This window comes from Rhodococcus sp. CX (assembly GCF_015865005.1).
Taxonomy (GTDB): Bacteria; Actinomycetota; Actinomycetes; order Mycobacteriales; family Mycobacteriaceae; genus Rhodococcus.
The window spans coordinates 26,378-43,149 of record NZ_JADZGH010000107.1 but is presented as its reverse complement, the minus strand read 5'-3'; the positions used below and the strand labels follow the sequence as shown (position 1 = coordinate 43,149).

The 16,772-nt window shown below is 69.7% G+C and carries 16 protein-coding genes; 11 read left to right on the top strand and 5 right to left on the bottom strand.

Features of this window, described 5'->3' with window-relative positions; translation table 11 throughout:
• Positions 1-1,013 (top strand): molecular chaperone DnaJ (dnaJ, locus tag I0Q12_RS11750; protein ID WP_197252078.1); only part of this gene is annotated, 1,013 nt, incomplete at its 5' end.
• Positions 1,013-1,420 (top strand): heat shock protein transcriptional repressor HspR, encoded by a 408-nt coding sequence (locus I0Q12_RS11745; protein WP_197252087.1) that lies wholly within the window; start codon positions 1,013-1,015, stop codon positions 1,418-1,420. The genes dnaJ and I0Q12_RS11745, both read left to right, overlap by 1 nt.
• A gap of 83 nt (positions 1,421-1,503) precedes the next feature.
• Here I0Q12_RS11745 and gabT read toward each other — a convergent pair whose 3' ends face one another.
• Positions 1,504-2,853: a 4-aminobutyrate--2-oxoglutarate transaminase gene (gene gabT / locus I0Q12_RS11740; RefSeq protein ID WP_197252077.1), complete on the bottom strand. Its 1,350-nt coding sequence runs from the start codon at positions 2,851-2,853 to the stop codon at positions 1,504-1,506.
• Positions 2,854-3,171: 318 nt separating this feature from the next.
• On the opposite strand from gabT, the gene I0Q12_RS11735 reads away from it, so the two are divergent.
• Genes I0Q12_RS11735 through I0Q12_RS11725 form a run of 3 tightly spaced genes read left to right on the top strand, consistent with a single transcriptional unit; the run spans position 3,172 to position 6,423 of the window.
• A complete protein-coding gene (locus I0Q12_RS11735; protein ID WP_307846190.1) occupies positions 3,172-4,794 on the top strand; it encodes an NAD(P)/FAD-dependent oxidoreductase in 1,623 nt (540 codons plus the stop codon).
• An 8-nt stretch (positions 4,795-4,802) separates the two neighbouring features.
• Positions 4,803-5,591: a mycofactocin-coupled SDR family oxidoreductase gene (locus I0Q12_RS11730; RefSeq protein WP_197252076.1), complete on the top strand. Its 789-nt coding sequence runs from the start codon at positions 4,803-4,805 to the stop codon at positions 5,589-5,591.
• Between the two features lies 1 nt (position 5,592).
• Complete coding sequence (locus tag I0Q12_RS11725; RefSeq protein ID WP_197252075.1) at positions 5,593-6,423, top strand: mycofactocin-coupled SDR family oxidoreductase; 831 nt, start codon at positions 5,593-5,595, stop codon at positions 6,421-6,423.
• Between the two features lie 29 nt (positions 6,424-6,452).
• On the opposite strand, the gene I0Q12_RS11720 is transcribed toward I0Q12_RS11725, so the two are convergent.
• Positions 6,453-7,061 carry a TetR/AcrR family transcriptional regulator gene (locus I0Q12_RS11720; protein WP_197252074.1) on the bottom strand — a complete coding sequence of 203 codons (609 nt, stop codon included), beginning with the start codon at positions 7,059-7,061 and terminating at the stop codon, positions 6,453-6,455.
• A 195-nt stretch (positions 7,062-7,256) separates the two neighbouring features.
• Between I0Q12_RS11720 and I0Q12_RS11715 the strand changes: the two genes are divergently transcribed.
• Positions 7,257-8,102: an IclR family transcriptional regulator gene (locus tag I0Q12_RS11715; RefSeq protein ID WP_197252073.1), complete on the top strand. Its 846-nt coding sequence runs from the start codon at positions 7,257-7,259 to the stop codon at positions 8,100-8,102.
• Between the two features lie 52 nt (positions 8,103-8,154).
• On the opposite strand, the gene I0Q12_RS11710 is transcribed toward I0Q12_RS11715, so the two are convergent.
• From I0Q12_RS11710 to I0Q12_RS11700, 3 genes are read right to left on the bottom strand one after another with little or no spacing between them, the layout of a single operon-like run.
• Positions 8,155-8,853: a TetR/AcrR family transcriptional regulator gene (locus I0Q12_RS11710; RefSeq protein ID WP_307846189.1), complete on the bottom strand. Its 699-nt coding sequence runs from the start codon at positions 8,851-8,853 to the stop codon at positions 8,155-8,157.
• Entirely contained in the window at positions 8,850-9,629 is a 780-nt protein-coding gene (locus tag I0Q12_RS34860) for a Fic family protein (protein ID WP_197252072.1), read from the bottom strand. The genes I0Q12_RS11710 and I0Q12_RS34860 overlap by 4 nt, the downstream gene beginning before the upstream one ends.
• Positions 9,626-10,534, bottom strand: coding sequence for a putative nucleotidyltransferase substrate binding domain-containing protein (locus I0Q12_RS11700; protein ID WP_197252071.1), 909 nt, complete (start codon positions 10,532-10,534; stop codon positions 9,626-9,628). Before I0Q12_RS11700 ends, I0Q12_RS34860 begins: the two co-directional genes overlap by 4 nt.
• Before the next feature lie 143 nt (positions 10,535-10,677).
• On the opposite strand from I0Q12_RS11700, the gene I0Q12_RS11695 reads away from it, so the two are divergent.
• The 5 genes from I0Q12_RS11695 to I0Q12_RS32645 form a co-directional block, all read left to right on the top strand.
• Positions 10,678-12,213 (top strand): amino acid permease, encoded by a 1,536-nt coding sequence (locus I0Q12_RS11695; RefSeq protein WP_197252070.1) that lies wholly within the window; start codon positions 10,678-10,680, stop codon positions 12,211-12,213.
• Between the two features lie 25 nt (positions 12,214-12,238).
• Positions 12,239-13,087, top strand: a complete 849-nt coding sequence (locus I0Q12_RS11690; RefSeq protein WP_197252069.1) for an urea amidolyase associated protein UAAP1 — start codon at positions 12,239-12,241, stop codon at positions 13,085-13,087.
• Positions 13,084-13,731 carry an urea amidolyase associated protein UAAP2 gene (locus tag I0Q12_RS11685; protein WP_197252068.1) on the top strand — a complete coding sequence of 216 codons (648 nt, stop codon included), beginning with the start codon at positions 13,084-13,086 and terminating at the stop codon, positions 13,729-13,731. Before I0Q12_RS11690 ends, I0Q12_RS11685 begins: the two co-directional genes overlap by 4 nt.
• Before the next feature lie 3 nt (positions 13,732-13,734).
• Complete coding sequence (locus I0Q12_RS11680) at positions 13,735-15,741, top strand: 5-oxoprolinase/urea amidolyase family protein (RefSeq protein WP_197252067.1); 2,007 nt, start codon at positions 13,735-13,737, stop codon at positions 15,739-15,741.
• Positions 15,738-16,772: amidase family protein (locus I0Q12_RS32645; protein ID WP_269437599.1), on the top strand; the 1,035-nt coding region annotated here is incomplete at its 3' end. The genes I0Q12_RS11680 and I0Q12_RS32645, both read left to right, overlap by 4 nt.

Here is a 16,772-nt window from a genome sequence, read left to right as displayed (position 1 = left end):
GTTTCAAGGCGGTCAGCGAAGCGAACGCCGTGCTGTCCGACCCCGCCAAGCGCAAGGAGTACGACGAGACGCGGCGGCTGTTCGCGTCCGGCGGCGGTGGGTTCGGCGGCTTCCATCCCGGTGCCGGTGGCGGCTTCACCAGCACCAACTTCGACATCGGCGACTTGTTCGGCGGTGGCGCGGCCGACAGCGGACTGGGCGACCTGTTCGGTGGCCTGTTCAACCGTGGCGGTGCCGGCGGCACGACCCGCACGCGTCCCCGCCGCGGCGGCGACGTCGAAACCGAGACGACTCTCGACTTCCGCGACGCGGTGCAGGGCGTCACCGTGCCGTTGCGCATGACCAGCCCCGCGCCGTGCACCACCTGCCACGGCAGCGGCGCCGAGCCGGGCACGAGCCCGCGGGTGTGCCCGTACTGCAACGGCAGCGGGATCGTCTCGCGCAACCAGGGTGCGTTCGGCTTCTCGGAGCCGTGCGACGACTGCCGCGGCACCGGGTCGATCATCGACAGCCCGTGCAAGGACTGCCGTGGCACGGGCATCCAGAACCGGACCCGCACCATCACAGTGCGAGTGCCCCCGGGCATCAAGGACGGTTCCCGGATCCGGCTCGCCGGGCAGGGCGAGGCGGGACTGCGCGGCGCGCCGTCGGGCGACCTGTTCGTCACCGTGCACGTGCGTCCCGACAAGGTGTTCGGCCGTGACGGCGACGACCTGACCCTCGTATTGCCGGTCAGCTACGGCGAACTCGTTCTCGGGGCGACCGTGTCGGTGCCGACCCTCGACGGTCGCGTGGGTCTGAAGATCCCCCCGGGCACGGCCGACGGACGCGTGCTGCGCGTGCGCGGCCGCGGCGTACCCAAGCGCAGCGGTGGTGCCGGCGACCTGCTGGTCACCGTCAAGGTCGCGATCCCGCAGCATCTGGACGACCAGGCCATCGACGCCCTGCGTGTCTATCTGCATGCCGAAAAGAACAGCGGCTTCGATCCGCGTGAGGGATGGGCAGGTGCATGATGTCGGAACCGAGGCAGCCGCGTGGTCATTCTGGCGACCCGGACGCCCGCGTGTACGTCATTTCCGTGGCGGCGGAACTGGCCGGGATGCACGCGCAGACGTTGCGCAACTACGACCGGCTCGGCCTGGTCACGCCGCACCGCACCAGCGGTGGCGGTCGCCGGTACTCGCCGCGCGACGTCGAACTGCTGCGTGAGGTCCAGCGCCTGTCGCAGGACGAGGGCGTGAACCTGGCGGGCATCAAGCGCGTCATCGAACTGACCAACCAGGTCGAGGCTCTACAGCAGCGCGTCGCGGAACTGACCGCCGAGGTCGAGCAGCTGCGCAGCGCGCGCCGCGACCTCGTCCCGATTCCGCGCAGCAACGCCCTCGTGGTGTGGAAGCCGCGCCACCAGCGCGACTCCTGACCTCCGGGACACTACCGAATCCGATTGACGGGAACCGACACTCGGCTCGACCGGGGGACGGTTCCCGTCTGCGTCGGAGAGGGTTACACCGCCCGGACTGCGTCCTCGAGCACATCGAGCGCCTCGACGAGCAGTTCGTCGGGGATCACCAGCGGCGGCAGCAGTCGGATCACGTTGCTGTAGGTGCCGCACGTGAGCAGCACGACGCCCTGGGCGAGCGCGGCCGCGGCGACCGCAGCGGTCGCGACCGGGTTGGGTTCGCGACTTCCGGGCATCACGAACTCGATCGCGAGCATCGCCCCGCGCCCGCGCACCTCCCCGACGATGTCGCATTCGTCGGCCAGCGCCTGCAATCGCGGCACCGCGATGTCGGCGATGTGCCGGGCGCGGGCAGGCAGGTCGAGATCACGCATCCGGGCCAGTGTCGCGAGCGCCGCCGCGCACGCGATCGGATTGCCGCCGTAGGTACCGCCGAGTCCGCCGGGGTGCACGGCGTCGAGCAGGTCGGCGCGCCCGGTGACCGCCGCGAGCGGCAGGCCGCCCGCGATGCCCTTGGCGAGGGTCATCAGGTCGGGCACCACCTGTTCGTGCTCGCAGGCGAACCAGCTACCGGTGCGGGCGAAGCCGGTCTGCACCTCGTCGGCCACGAACACGACACCGTGGTCGCGTGCCCAATCGGCCAGTGCCGGAAGGAAACCGGGTGCGGGCACGATGAATCCGCCCTCTCCTTGGATCGGTTCGATCACGATCGCCGCGACGTTCTCCGCGCCCACCTGCTTCTCGATCAGCGTGACGGCGCGGCGCGCGGCCTGCTCACCTGTGACCGGGGTGCCGTCGTATCCGAGGCCTTCCCGGAAGGGATAGGACATCGGCACCCGGTACACCTCGGGCGCGAACGGACCGAAACCGTGCTTGTACGGCATGTTCTTCGCGGTCATCGCCATCGTCAGGTTCGTGCGGCCGTGGTAGGCGTGATCGAACACCACGACGGCGTCGCGCCCGGTGGCGATGCGGGCGATCTTCACCGCGTTCTCGACCGCTTCGGCGCCGCTGTTGAACAGCACCGTGCGCTTGGGATGGTCACCGAGGGTCAGTTCCGCGAGCCGCTCGGCGACCTCGATGTACCCCTCGTACGGGGTGACCATGAAACAGGTGTGGGTGAATCGCCCGGCCTGTTCCCGAACTGCCTCCACGACAGCCGGATCGGAGGCACCGACGCTGGTGACGGCGATTCCGGCACCGAGGTCGATGAGTGAGTTCCCGTCGACGTCGACGATGACGCCGCCGTCCGCGTCGGCGACGTAGACCGGGACGGACGATCCCACCCCGGCACCGACCGCCTGCCGGCGCCGTTCGGTCAGTTCCGTCGAGCGGGGCCCCGGCAGGAGAGTGCGGAGGCTTCGCCGCTGGGGAAGTCGGTATGCGAGGTTCATGACGGGCGTTCCTCGGTCGGTGCTGCAGGTGTGTTGTGCGTGTTCGGGTCGGAGCCGCTGTGCCGCGGCCACCGCCGGCGACAGTTCGTAGCCGACGTGGGCCGCAGCGATACCGGTGACCTCGACGATATCGGCGCAGACCGGGTCGGAGCCGGAGAATGCGCAACATGCGAGGTCGACCGGAGCGGCGCCTCCGCCAGGGCGACCGCTGGCCGGGAGGATCGGTTTCGGCCCCGATACAGGCGCTCCTAGTGTCTCGGCACGAGCACGGTCCCCCTGCCGGCGTGTATCGGCCGGATTCGAAAGAGGTGTCCCATCGTGAACAGCAAGAGCGCCGCGGTCGACGTGGTGATTGTCGGTGCAGGTGTCGCCGGAATGTATGCCGCGCACACGTTGTGCCGGCACGGATTGACGGTCCAGGGGTTCGAGTCGGCGGGAGGAGTCGGGGGCACGTGGTACCACAACCGGTATCCGGGCGCTCGCTGCGACGTGGAGAGCGTCGACTACTCGTTCTCGTTCGACGACGACCTGCAACAGGAATGGACCTGGTCGGAACGGTTTGCGACGCAGCCGGAAATCCTCGCCTATCTCGAGCACGTCGCCGACAGGTTCGATCTGTGGCGTCACTTCCGGTTCTCGACGCGGGTGGTCTCGGCGGAATTCGACGAGGCCGACTCGGTGTGGCGGATCCGTACCGACGACGGTGAGGTCACCACCGGCCGATACTGCATCTTCGCCACCGGATGTCTTTCTGCCACCAACCTTCCCGACATTCCGGGCCGTGAGGACTTCCGGGGCGAGGCGTACCACACCGGTAGCTGGCCGCACGACGTGGTCGACTTCGCCGGTAAGCGTGTCGGGGTCATCGGGACGGGATCATCCGGGATGCAGTCGATTCCGCTCATCGCGGAGGAAGCCGATCATCTGTACGTCTTCCAGCGCACAGCCAACTATTCGATCCCGGCGGGCAATCGTCCCTTCGATGCCGAGACCATGCGCGAAATCAAGGCGACCTACGCGGAGCGACGCCGCCTGTCCAGACTCAGCGGGGGCGGTTCGCCGTTCACCCCGTACCCCCACGGCGCGCTCGAAGTCACCGACGAGGAACGCACCCGGATCTACGACGAGTGGTGGAACCGTGGCGGAGTCCTGTTCAGCAAGGCGTTCCCCGATCAGCTGACCGATCTCGAGGCCAACGACACCGCCCGTGTGTACTGGGAGAACAAGATCCGGCAGATCGTGACCGATCCGGAGCTCGCCGCGACGCTGATTCCCGACGATCATCCGATCGGGACGAAGAGGATCGTCACGGATTCCGGCTATTTCGCAACATTCAACCGCGACAACGTGACCCTCGTCGATCTCGAGAGCACCCCGATCGATCGGATCACCGAATCCGGCATCGCGACCACCGAGGGCCAGTACGATCTCGACATCATCGTCTACGCAACCGGTTTCGATGCCATGACCGGCGCGTTGAGCCGGATCGACATCCGCGGTCGCGGTAACCGGCGCCTCGTCGACGAATGGGCGGCCGGCCCTCGTACCTATCTCGGGCTGGGGGTGAACGGATTTCCGAACATGTTCCTGGTCAACGGTCCCGGTAGCCCGGGACCGCTGGCGAACATGGTGCTGACCTCGGAGCAGCATCTCGATTGGATCGTCGATTGCATCGAGTACGTCGACGAGCGGGGTGCGGTGACCATCGAAGCCGACTCGGATGCGGTCGACGCGTGGGTCGCCGAATTGAACGAGCGGGCATCGACAACGCTGTTCCCTTCGGCGAACTCGTGGTACCTGGGCGCCAACATCCCCGGTAAGCCGAGGGTGTTCATGCCGTTCATCGGTGGATTCGCAGCGTACGGCCAGATCCTCGACGAGGTCGCCGGTGCGGGTTACAAGGGATTCGCCCTCGGCGGTCCGGAACGAAAGGCGTTGTAGTGCAGAAGATGGCAGGTTCGCGTGTTCTGGTCACCGGCGCGGCAGGGGGCATGGGCAGAAGTCACTGTGTGACCCTGGCGCAGGCGGGGGCCGACGTGCTCGCGCTCGACCTCGAGGACACGCGCCACGAACTCGACGCCACCGCAGAGGCGGTCCGTGCCACCGGACGAACCTGCGTCGCGGAGACCGCCGACATCCGGGACACGGCGGCGTTGCGGGCGGCCGTCGACCGGGGAGCGAACACGCTCGGGGGTCTCGACGTGGTGGTCGCGAACGCGGGTGTGTACGACGTCCCCGGCCCGTCGTGGACGATCGACCCGCAGACGTGGCGTCGGTCGCTGGACGTGAACCTCACCGGTACGTGGAACACGGTCCGGGCGGGAGTCGCGCATTTCGCGGGTGGCGGGTCGGTGATTCTCGTCAGTTCCACGGCGGGTATCAAGGCGATTCCGTCTGCGTCGCACTATTCGGCGGCCAAGCATGCCGTGGTCGGCCTTGCGCGCACGCTGGCGAACGAGCTCGGTTCCCGGTCGATTCGGGTCAACACGGTGCACCCCGGGTCGGTGCACACTCCGATGATCATCAACAGCCGGGTGTTCTCGAGATTGTGCCCGGACGTGGACAACCCGACCGAGGCCGATGCGGCCGCTGTGCTCGCGTCCCGCAATCTGCTGCCGGTTCCATGGGTGGACCCGGTGGACGTGAGCAATGCGGTGCTCTTCCTGGCGAGCGAGGACTCCCGTTACATCACCGGCACGCAACTCGTCGTCGATGCCGGTCTGACCCAGAAGGTTTGAGATGAGTGGACGTTTGGACGGCAAGGTCGCGCTGATCACGGGCGCGGCCCGGGGCATCGGGCGCGCACAGGCCGTGCGCTTCGCGCAGGAAGGCGCCGACATCGTTGCCGTCGATCTGTGCGGACCGACCGAGACGGTGTCGACTCCACCGTCGACGCGGGAAGATCTCGAGGAAACCGTGTCGCAGGTGCGGGCTCTCGGTCGCAAGGCGGATCCGTACATCGCCGACGTGCGCGACCTCGAGGCGCTGCGGGAGGTGGCAGATCGCAGCGTGGAGGCGTTCGGTGGAATCGATATCGTCTGTGCGACAGCGGGAATCACGTCGTCGGCACCCTCCCTCGAGCTCGACGACACGGCATGGCAGACGATGCTCGACGTGAACCTGACCGGTGTGTGGCACACCTGTACCGCGACGGTGGAGCACCTGATCGCACGTGGGGGAGGATCGATCGTCATCACCAGTTCCATTGCGGGACTGAGGGGTTTGGTCGGAGTGTCCCACTACACCGCGGCCAAGCACGGCGTGGTCGGCCTGATGCGGGCCCTGTCGGGGGAGGTCGCGCAGTACGGGATCCGTGTGAACACGGTGCATCCGACCAACGTGAACACGACGATGATCCAGAATCCCTCGGTGCGCAAGGTGTTCCGGCCCGACAGGGACGAACCCACGGTCGACGAGTTCGCCGAGGCCGCCAGGACGATGAACATGCTGCCGATCCCGTGGGTCGAACCCGTGGACATCGCCAACGCGTCGCTGTTCCTGGCCTCGGACGAAGCCCGGTACATCACGTCGGTGGCGCTTCCGGTGGATGCGGGCAGCACGCAGCGCTGACCCGACGAATCGTCTGCAGGGGTGAACCGTCAGACGCGGCGGGGACGCCACCCTTCGATCAGCGGTGTCAAGGCATGGATGTGGAGGGCGCGCAGGTCCTCGATGCGAGGCTGCTCGGCACCGAAGAGCCACTCCATGTATGCCGCGCGGGAGGCGGTGAAGATCATCTGGGCGACGAGGCGGCGGAGGAAGCGGTCGTCGGCGTAGATCGAGGAGCGGGCGAGCAGATCGGCGAGACTGTCGATGAGCCGATCCTCGGTGTATTCCCAACGGAGGCGGTACTCGGGTGAGGCCATGAGGAGCTGGAGCAGTTGACGCCAGCCGCCGGCGTCGTCGGCGAGTTCGGCGGTGAGCGCACCCACGATCACGGCGACGACGTCGTTGCCGCCGGGGCAGGCATCGAACTGCTCGACCAGGCTCTCGGCGGACCGTTCGAACAAGGGGGACACGACGTCTTCCTTCGCTGCGAAGTGGCGGTGGAAGGTCCGTACCGACACCCCCGCCTGCTGTGCGATGGCGTCGACGGTCACGGAGGTCGAGTTGTTCTCGAGGAACAAGTCCCGAGCAGCCGTCGCTATCGCAAACCGCACGTCGGCATACCGGCGCTCGGCCAGAGTGCTCGCTCGTCTCTTCGGCATGGCGCGCCTTTCTCGTGATCTTCGACGACAGGATCGGGGTGATCGATGTGAATTCTCCCGTGTCCTCGCCGGCGGTAGGCGGTCCGGGCTACGCGACGGGTGCGCCGGAGAGATCTCGACTGCACTGTTGTGAGTGTAGTCACATGGTGGCATAATCTGCCAATCAAGGCAGTTTGTGCCACGTTGGAGGTTGTCTTGCAGTCGTCGAATCGTGCCGAGTCACCCATTGCCATGGTCGACCGCATCATGTCCGTACTCGAGGCCTTCTCGGGTGGTGAATCCTTGACGCTGGCGCAGGTCTCGCGTCGAACCGGTGTGCCGCGATCGTCCGTGCATCGGTTGCTCACGCGTCTGTCGGAGTTGGGAGCGCTCGACCGGACCGGCTTCGAGTACCGCGTCGGAATGCGGCTGTTCGACATCGGCAGTCATGCGCTCGACAAGGACGCCGTGCACCGGGTCGCGTTGCCGTACATGAACCGGCTCGGCAGAGCCACCGGTGCGAGCGTGTACCTCGCGACGCTTTCCGGCTCCGACATCGTCTACACCGAGGGAATCTGGACGGATTGGGCGGCGCCTCGCCGTCCCGGCATCACCCAGCCCGCCCACCTGACGGCGGCGGGCAGGATGCTCCTCGCGTGCCTTCCCGAGGACGAGCTCCTCGATCACCTTCCCGGCAACCTGGGTTCGCCGCGGCCGAACTCCGGTTCGGCGGCGGACCTGCGCAGGGAACTGCGTGAGATCCGTGAACGCGGAGTGTGCGTCAGCCGCGGCAGCATCGTGCGGGATTCCGTCGCCTACGCGGTCCAGATCGGTCCCCCCGGCTACGCGACGACAGCGCTGAGCGTATGGGGCCCTACCGAACAGATGCGCTCGACCGAGATCGTCTCCCTGCTCCGGCAGACCGGACGCGCGATCTGGGATGCGGCGCAGCGCGGTGCCGGAGCCGGGCGTCCACCGCAAGAGTGGCGGGGCGGCGCGCACCCGACGGGCGAGAAAGGTGATCGCCGGGTTTCCCCGGCCTACGCTGCCGTCGGGCTCTGACCGGCGGCCCGACGGTGAGGAGCAGGTTTGTTCGACCGGGTGACGGAGACCTTCACTCCGGCCGGTCGTCGCCCGGGGATGGGGCGGCGTGGCGATGGGCGGCCACCAGTTCGGTGCCGGCCGCCCGGAGTGTGTCGGTCGGTTCGATGCCCAGGATGCGCAGCGCGCTGTCGGCGACGAGCCCCGCCGGCGCCGGCAGCGGACCGTCGGCGGGGGCGGCGATCGTCGGGTCGTCGGCGCGGATCGCGATCACCGATTCGGTGACCCGCGCCGGCAGTGCGCACCGCGGATCCTTCGGGTCCGCGACGACCTGCGCCGCGAGAGTCCGGTAGATGCCGTGCAATTCGCGACGTTTGGCGTGGAACGCGGACAAGCCCGGCGCATCCGCCTCCGGAATCAGGTACAGCCGGCCCAGATTGGACCGGTCCGTCAGTAGATTCCACGAGTCGCCCGCCGTCAGGGCCCACAGCAGCAGCGCGGGATCGCCGCCCAGCTCGGCGAGGGTGCGCGCGTACCGCAGCGACGGCTCGACCGTCGAATCGAGCAGCGCCGCGAGAATCGATTCCTTGGTGGGGAAGTGGTGGTAGAGCGACGCCTGCCGGATCCCCACCGAGTCGGCGATCGCGCGGGTCGAGGTCGCGGCGAAACCCCGCGTGACGAACAATTCGCCTGCGGCATCGAGGATTTCCTCGCGACCCGACGCGCCGGGGCGTCGGCTCTCCACGAGGCGCGGTCGTCCGGGTCCGGTCACGATGCCTCACTCTGCCACATCCCGACCACTCGTTCGACGACCGGCACGAACGGTGCGGCGGGGACCCGGTGCTCGCTGTCCGCGGCGGCCATTGCCGCCCGCGAGGCATCCATCCACGCGGTGCGGTCGATGCGGCGCAGGTCGAACGGCAGCCCGGCGCGGCGGGCGAGGACGGCGAGCAGCGTCGTCGCGGTGCGGCCGTTCCCCTCCCGGAACGGGTGCACCGCAACGAGATCCGCAACGAGGGCGGCTGCGGCCGAGATGAATTCGGTGGGGCAGAGGGTGGCGGCGCCGGCCTCGAGTGCCGCCGTGCGCGCTGCGAGATGCGGAACCGGCAGGAACCTCGCGTCGGCCTTGCGCAGGTCGACGATGCGCTGCTGCCCGGCCCACGGATAGACGTCGCCGAACAGGTGCTGGTGGATCGACGCGACGAGCGGAACGTCCGGCACGACCGCCCCCAGGTGGATCTCGGCGATCCGCGCTGCGCACACGCGATGCTCGGCCTCCGCCAGCGCTGCCGGATTGGCGAGTCCGATTCCGTTGCGCAGCACGGATGTTCCGCGCACGTAGTAGGGGCGGTAGCGGCGCAGCAGCCGGGGTCGCTGCTCGCTCGGGTCGAGCGCGCGTGCCGCCGCGACCGCGGCGGCGATGTACTCGCCGCGCCCCAGCACTCCGGTCGCGAACGCGGTGAGGGCGGCGCGGGCGTCGTCGTCGGGTCGCCACCCTTCGAGTTCCTGAGCGTGTATCGCCTGCGCGACGGCGTACTCGGCGTTCACGGCCCGTCCGGGCGGGTGAACGACGACGCGGACAGTCGATAGTCGAGGACGCGCTGGATGCCGGCGACCGTGCGCGAGACCCACCGGATGGTGGCGCGCTCGGAGGGACGGAACCCGGTCAGGGGCTCGGGGCCGTCGATGCCGGGGCCGGAGAGAGCGCGGCGCGTGACGATGTCGAGGATCTCGTGGTGGCAACGCTGCAGGTCGGCGATCTCGTCGGCCTCGAGGTACTCGCCGGGCCGGGCCGCGGTCAGTCGCTCCCCGGTGGCGTGCCCGCCGGTCCCGCCCGCGAGTGCCGCCCAGCGCGCGATCTTGCGCACGGGGGTCAGCAGGTCCTGCTTGAGGTCGACGTTCGGGGCGGAGACCAGCGGAAACGCCGGACGCACGTGCGGCCGGTGGGAGAGCGCGTCGGACAGCACCGCGTTCAGGCAACGCGGATGGGTGCGTATCGCCGCGGCGAGCACCTCGCTCAGATCGGGGTCGGGACGGTCACCGACCGGGCGTGCGTCGGCGAGCAGTCCGATCATGACGATGCCACGGTCCTCGAGCGGGTTGGCGGCCCAACGGGTGATCGCGGCGCGCCATTCGTCCGGGGTGCGGCGCAGTCGTCGTTGCAGCGGGGTGGCTCCGTTCGGGTCGACGATGACCCCGGGTACGCGCAGGGCGGCGGCGTCGAAACCGTCGTCGGGGGTCGCGGTGACGGCCAGGGCATCGAGGTCGGATCCCGGCAGTGCCTCGCCGCGGCCGAGGCTGCCGGTGACCCACACCTGAACGTCGGTGCGCCCGTCGAGGGCGGTGCGCAGTTCGTCGACGCACAGCCGCGACCATTCGGCCGCGATGTGCTCAGACGTTGCCCCGCGGGCGAATTCGGAGCGCAGGCGCGCGTGGTCGGTGGTGGTCGGCATGCAGCGATAGTGACACACCGACGCCGTGTCACACGTTCGCAACACAGGTAGCCCATTCGAAACATTGCCGTCACCGCGCAGGAATGAGCGCACCTAAAACTGTCACCCGACAGGTTTTGACGGTTGCGCGAATCGAGGACACCATGGCATTGACGACGCCCGCCGCAGCGCCCCCCGAAAAAGGCGGCGACGCAGTAGATCTCGCCGAATTCGGCTACGAACAGCAGCTCCACCGCTCCCTCGGGAAGTTCGCCTCGTTCGCGGCGGGATTCTCGTTCGTCTCGATCCTCACCACGATCTTCCAGCTGTTCGGCCTCGGCTTCGGGTTCGCCGGACCCGCCTTCTTCTGGACCTGGCCCGTCGTGTTCGCCGGCCAGTTCCTCGTCGCCCTGTGCTTCGCCGAACTCGCCGCCCGCTACCCGCTCTCCGGTGCGATCTACCAGTGGTCCCGCCGCCTCGGCGGCGAGGTGCTCGGCTGGTTCGGCGGCTGGTTCATGATCCTCGCGCAGATCGTCACCGCCTCCGCCGCCGCGATCGCCCTGCAGGTCGTGCTGCCGACCGTGTGGTCCGGCTTCCAGATCATCGGCGACGACACCTCGCTCACCTCGCCCAGCGGCGCCGCCAACGCCGTCCTGCTCGGCACCGTCCTGCTCGTCGTCACCACCACGATCAACTGCGTCGGGGTGCGCTGGATGGCGCGGGTCAACACCATCGGCGTCATCTGCGAGATCGTCGGTGTCATCGCCGTCATCGGCGTCTTCTTCACCCACGCACAGCGCGGCCCCCAGGTCGTTTTCGACACGGGCATCCACACAGGTCAGAGCGGCTACGGATGGGCGTGGATCGCCTCCGGCCTGATGGCCGCCTACGTCATGGTCGGGTTCGGCTCCGCCGGCGAGCTCGCCGAGGAGACCCGCGACCCCCGCCGCGTCGCCCCGCGCACCATCCGCATGGCGCTGAGCGTGTCCGCACTCGGCGGCGGCCTCATGATCCTCGGCGCGCTCATGGCCGCACCCAGCCTCACCGACGGCCGTCTCGCCGCCGAAGGCCTGCCGTACGTGCTCGACACCGTGCTGTCCTCGCCGTGGGGCACCGTGCTGCTCGTCGACGTCGCCATCGCGATCCTCATCTGCACCCTCGCGATCCAGACCGCCGCGTCCCGCCTGATGTTCTCGATGGCCCGCGACGAACGCCTCCCGTTCTCCAAGACCCTCGCGACCGTCAACCGCCGCACCGGCACCCCCATCGCCCCGTCCATCGTCGTCGGCCTCGCCTGCGTCGCGGTGCTGCTGCTCAACGTCGGTAACTCGGCGATCTTCTCGACCCTGGCCAGCGTGTGCATCATCGCGATCTACCTCGCCTACCTGCTGGTGACCGCCCCGATGCTGTACCGGCGGCTGACCGGCGGCTGGGTCTCCGGCGACGGCGGCACCGACGCCGAGGGTCGGCCGCTGTTCTCCCTGGGCCGCTGGGGTGTGCTCGTCAACGCCCTGGCCGTGCTCTACGGGCTGGTGATGGTCGTGAACCTGTCGTGGCCGCGCGCCGAGATCTTCGACCCGGCGGGCGACACCCCGATCCTGCGCTGGGCCGGACCGATCTCCATCGTCGCGATCGTCGCCCTCGGCATCCTGTGCTTCCCCCGCGGCCGGACCCACCCGCGCCCCGTCCGCTCGCTCTGACCGCCCGCTTTCTCCAGGAGTCACCATGACCGCCACCACCACCGCAGCCCGCGACCACGCCCGCTCCCAGGCCGGGCAGCACGACGGCCCCATGCCCGTCGTCCCCGCCTCCGCCTGGCCGAACCCGCCCGCCGGAGTCGACGCCGACGCACTGGTGTGGGCCGAGACCGTGCCCGGCGGCCGCTACACCTCCAAGGTGCTCGCCCGCGGCACCCGGCTGCGGCTGACCGACCTCGACGGCCGCGGCTGCGCCCACCTGATGCTCTGGCGCGCCGACGCCCCCTGGGAGCGGCTCAACATCGCCGACACCGTCAAGGTGCCGTGGCAGGCGTACCTCGGCGTCGACCACCCCCTCCTCGACGACCAGGGCCGCGTCCTCGCGACGATCGTCGCCGACACGTCCGGCCGACACGACGCGCTGTGCGGCACCACCACCGCCGTCGGCAACACCGCCCGCTACGGCGACGGCTCGGTGCACTCCGACTCCCCGGCCGGACGGGAACTGCTCACCCTCGCCGCCCTCAAGCACGGCCTCGGTCCCCGCGACGTCGCCCCGACCGTCTCGTTCTTCCACGGGGTGCGGGCCGACGAGGACGGCACCCTGGTTCCCACCGGCAACGCCGGACCGGGTGCGAGTGTCGAACTGCTGCTCCACCTTCCGCTGATCGTCGCGGTCGCGAACACCGCGCACCCCCTCGACGAATCGCCCACCTTCGACACCACCACGATCGAACTGCTCGCCTGGCGCGCGCCCGCCGACCTCGCCGCACTCGCCGCCCGCGCCGCCGAGATCGGGCCCGAATACGACCGCGCGCACCGCAACACCGAAGACGTCCACGCCGCCGCCCTGCCGACCGAAGGGAATCTCGCATGACCGCCACCACCGCCCCCGCACCCCTCGTCCCCGGCACCGTGATCCTCGACGAGACGGTCGCGCCCCGCGGCCCGTGGTCGGCGATCGTCGCCGCCGGTGACGTGCTCACCATCGTCGACCTGTACGGCAACCAGGCCGTCGACACCCTGTTCTACGGCGCCGCGGACACCACGATCCGCTACAGCGCCCAGGCCACCATCACCGCGCAGCGCTCGCTGTTCCTGACCACCGGATCGGTGATCCGCGACCAGGAGGGCAACCCGATGATGACGATCGTCGCCGACGAGGTCGGCAACCACGACACCATCGGCGGGGCCTGCTCGCAGGAATCGAACACCCTGCGCTACGGCCACCACACCCGCCACCAGCACGCGTGCGTCGAGAACTTTCTCGCCGAGGGCGCGAAATACGGCCTGGGCAAACGGGATCTGGTCGGCAACGTCAACTTCTTCATGAACGTGCCGGTCGACCCGGACGGCACCCTCGGCATCGTCGACGGACTGTCCGCACCCGGTCGCCGGCTCGCGCTGCGCGCCGAGATCGACACCCTCGTGCTCGTGTCCAACTGCCCGCAGATCAACAACCCCTGCAACGGATTCGACCCCACCGCCGTGCAGATGATCGTCACCCGACCGGAGGCCTGACCCATGAGCGCGACCTGCACCGTCCTGCGTCCCGGACCGCTCACCACCGTCCAGGACTGGCCCGGACGCGTCGGCTACTGGAAGATCGGCGTCCCGCCGTCCGGTCCGATGGACGACCTGTCGTTCCGTCTCGCGAACCTCGCGGTCGGCAACGACGAGGGCACCGCCGGACTCGAGGCCACCATGGCCGGCCCGCGCCTGCGCTTCGACGCCGAGACCACGGTCGCGGTCACCGGCGCGGCCGCCACGGTCACCGTCGACGGCCGTCCCGTCCCGCAGTGGACACCGGTCACCGTCCCGGCGGGCGGGGTCCTCGACGTCGGCGCCGTCACCGGTGCAGGTCTGCGCGTCTACATCGCCGTCGCCGGCGGCATCGACGTCGACCCCTACCTCGGGTCCGGGGCGACGTTCACCCTCGGCAAGTTCGGCGGCGTCTCCGGGCGGGTGCTCGCCGACGGCGACGCGCTGCCGCTCGGTACGTCCACCGGAACGCCGCGGCGCCTCACCGCCGAGGAGATCCCCGCGATCGGCCACGACTGGACCATCGCGGTCACCGAAGGGCCGCACGGAGCGCCGGAGTTCTTCACCCGCAAGGACATCGACACCCTCTACGGCACCGCGTACGCCGTCCACCACAACTCCGACCGCACCGGCGTCCGCCTCATCGGACCCAAGCCCACGTGGGCGCGACCCGACGGCGGGGAAGCGGGCCTGCACCCGTCGAACATCCACGACACCCCCTACACGGTCGGTGCCCTCGACTTCACCGGCGACACCCCGATCCTGCTCGGCCCCGACGGACCGAGCCTCGGCGGCTTCGTCTGCCCGGTCACCGTCGTCACCGCCGACCGCTGGAAGATGGGGCAGCTCGCTCCCGGCGACAGGCTGCGCTTCGTCCCGGTGCGCGCCGCGAACGTCGCCTCGCCCAAGGTGTTCGGACCCGCCCGCCGCGCGGCGGTGCCCGTCGTCGGCGGTATCGGCGACGGCGACGACGGTGTGCTGCACCGCGGCGCGACCGCGGACGGCACCACATCGGTGACGGTGCGACGCAGCGGCGACGACAACATCCTCGTCGAGTACGGCACCATGTCGCTGGACCTGGTGCTGCGTGCCCGCGTGCACGCGCTGCAGACCGCCCTCGAGCAGGCCGGGCTGCGCGGCCTCGTCGATCTGACCCCCGGAATCCGTTCCCTGCAAGTGAAATTCGATCCGACGGTGACGAACACCCGCTCGGTGCTCGGTGCCGTGCTCGAGACGGAGGCGGCGCTGCCCGCCGCGGACCGGCTCGTCGTCCCCAGTCGCACCGTGCGGCTGCCGCTGAGCTGGGACGACCCGTCCACGCGACTGGCCACCGAACGTTACATGCACGGAGTGCGCGCCGATGCCCCGTGGTGCCCGTGGAACATCGAGTTCATCCGCCGCATGAACGGCCTGGATTCGGTCGACGACGTGTACAAGACCGTGTACGACGCGTCCTACCTCGTGCTCGGTCTCGGCGACGTGTATCTCGGTGCGCCCGTGGCGACCCCGCTCGATCCCCGGCACCGGCTCGTCACCACCAAATACAACCCGGCCCGCACCTGGACCCCGGAGAACGCGGTCGGCATCGGCGGCGCCTACCTGTGCATCTACGGGATGGAAGGCCCCGGCGGCTACCAGTTCGTGGGCCGCACCACCCAGGTGTGGAACCACCGATTCCCCGAGGGCGCAGGCGGATTCGAACCCGAACACCCGTGGCTGCTGCGGTTCTTCGACCGCATCTCCTGGTACCCCGTCTCCGCCGAGGAACTGCTCGACCTGCGCGCCGACACCGCCGCCGGACGCGGCCGCGTCGACATCACCGAGGGCGAATTCTCCCTCGCCGAGCACCTCGCGTTCCTCGAGCGCGAAGCCGACTCGATCGGTGCGGTTCGCGCGACAATGGAAGCGGCCCGCGACGAGGAACGCGCCCGCTGGGAAGCGGACGGCGAACTCTCCCGCGGCACCCGACTCGGAAAGGCGGCAGCATGACCGACCGTGTGACACAGGCCTACGCGCGACTGCGCGAGGCGGATCGCCCCGAGGTGTTCGTGCACCTGCGCGACGAAGCCGATGTCACCGCCGAGTACGCCGAATCATTGCGTCGCGGTGGGGAACTCGCGGGCGTCCTGCTGGCCGTGAAGGACAACGTCGACGTCGCGGGCCTGCCCACGACCGCCGCCTGCCCCGGCTACAGCTACGTCCCCGACGCCGATGCCGCCGCGGTCGCGGCACTGCGGGCGGCCGGCGCCGTCGTCGTCGGCAAGACCAACCTCGACCAGTTCGCCACCGGGCTCGTCGGAACCCGCAGCCCGTACGGGGCGGTCCGCGACGCGCGGCGGCCCGAGTACGTCTCCGGCGGGTCGTCGTCCGGGTCCGCGGTCGCGGTCGCGCTCGGGATCGTGGACATCGCGATCGGCACCGACACCGCCGGTTCCGGCCGGGTCCCGGCCGCGTTCCAGGGGATCGTCGGGATCAAACCGACGGTCGGGGCGGTCGCGACCACGGGGGTGGTGCCGGCCTGCGCCGAGTACGACTGCGTGACGATCTTCGCCCGCGACCTTCCGTCCGCCGAACGCGCGGTCGCGATCATGGCGACCGCCCCCGGCGGCCGGTCGTGGCCGGCGGACGTGCCGCTGGCCGCGGCGCCCGGTGCCGCGCTCGCCGTGCCCCGCGACCTTCCGGAACTCGACGAACGGTGGCGCGCCGCGTTCGGCGCCGCCGTCGAGCAGGCGCGGGCGGCCGGGTTCACGATCGTCGAGATCGACCTGGACGACTTCCTCGCCGCCGCCCGCTTGCTGTACGACGGGGCGCTCGTCGCGCAGCGGTGGGATGCGGTCGGTGAGTTCGTCGAGGCCGAAGGTTCCGATCACGAGGATGTCGGGTTGGATCCGGTGGTCGCCGGGATCGTGCGGGGCGCGGCCCGGTTCTCCGCCGTCGACCTGCTGCGCGACCGCGCGAAACTCGCCGCGCTGCGCGACCGGGCGATGACCGCGTGGGGTGACTGCGCGGCGCTGCTGGTG

Coding starts and splice junctions, on each gene's coding strand:
- I0Q12_RS11745 (WP_197252087.1), top strand. CDS start 1,013: ATGTCGGAACCGAGGCAGCCGCGTGGTCATTCTGGCGACCCGGACGCC.
- gabT (WP_197252077.1), bottom strand. CDS start 2,853: ATGAACCTCGCATACCGACTTCCCCAGCGGCGAAGCCTCCGCACTCTC.
- I0Q12_RS11730 (WP_197252076.1), top strand. CDS start 4,803: ATGGCAGGTTCGCGTGTTCTGGTCACCGGCGCGGCAGGGGGCATGGGC.
- I0Q12_RS11725 (WP_197252075.1), top strand. CDS start 5,593: ATGAGTGGACGTTTGGACGGCAAGGTCGCGCTGATCACGGGCGCGGCC.
- I0Q12_RS11720 (WP_197252074.1), bottom strand. CDS start 7,061: ATGCCGAAGAGACGAGCGAGCACTCTGGCCGAGCGCCGGTATGCCGAC.
- I0Q12_RS11700 (WP_197252071.1), bottom strand. CDS start 10,534: ATGCCGACCACCACCGACCACGCGCGCCTGCGCTCCGAATTCGCCCGC.
- I0Q12_RS11695 (WP_197252070.1), top strand. CDS start 10,678: ATGGCATTGACGACGCCCGCCGCAGCGCCCCCCGAAAAAGGCGGCGAC.
- I0Q12_RS11690 (WP_197252069.1), top strand. CDS start 12,239: ATGACCGCCACCACCACCGCAGCCCGCGACCACGCCCGCTCCCAGGCC.
- I0Q12_RS11685 (WP_197252068.1), top strand. CDS start 13,084: ATGACCGCCACCACCGCCCCCGCACCCCTCGTCCCCGGCACCGTGATC.
- I0Q12_RS11680 (WP_197252067.1), top strand. CDS start 13,735: ATGAGCGCGACCTGCACCGTCCTGCGTCCCGGACCGCTCACCACCGTC.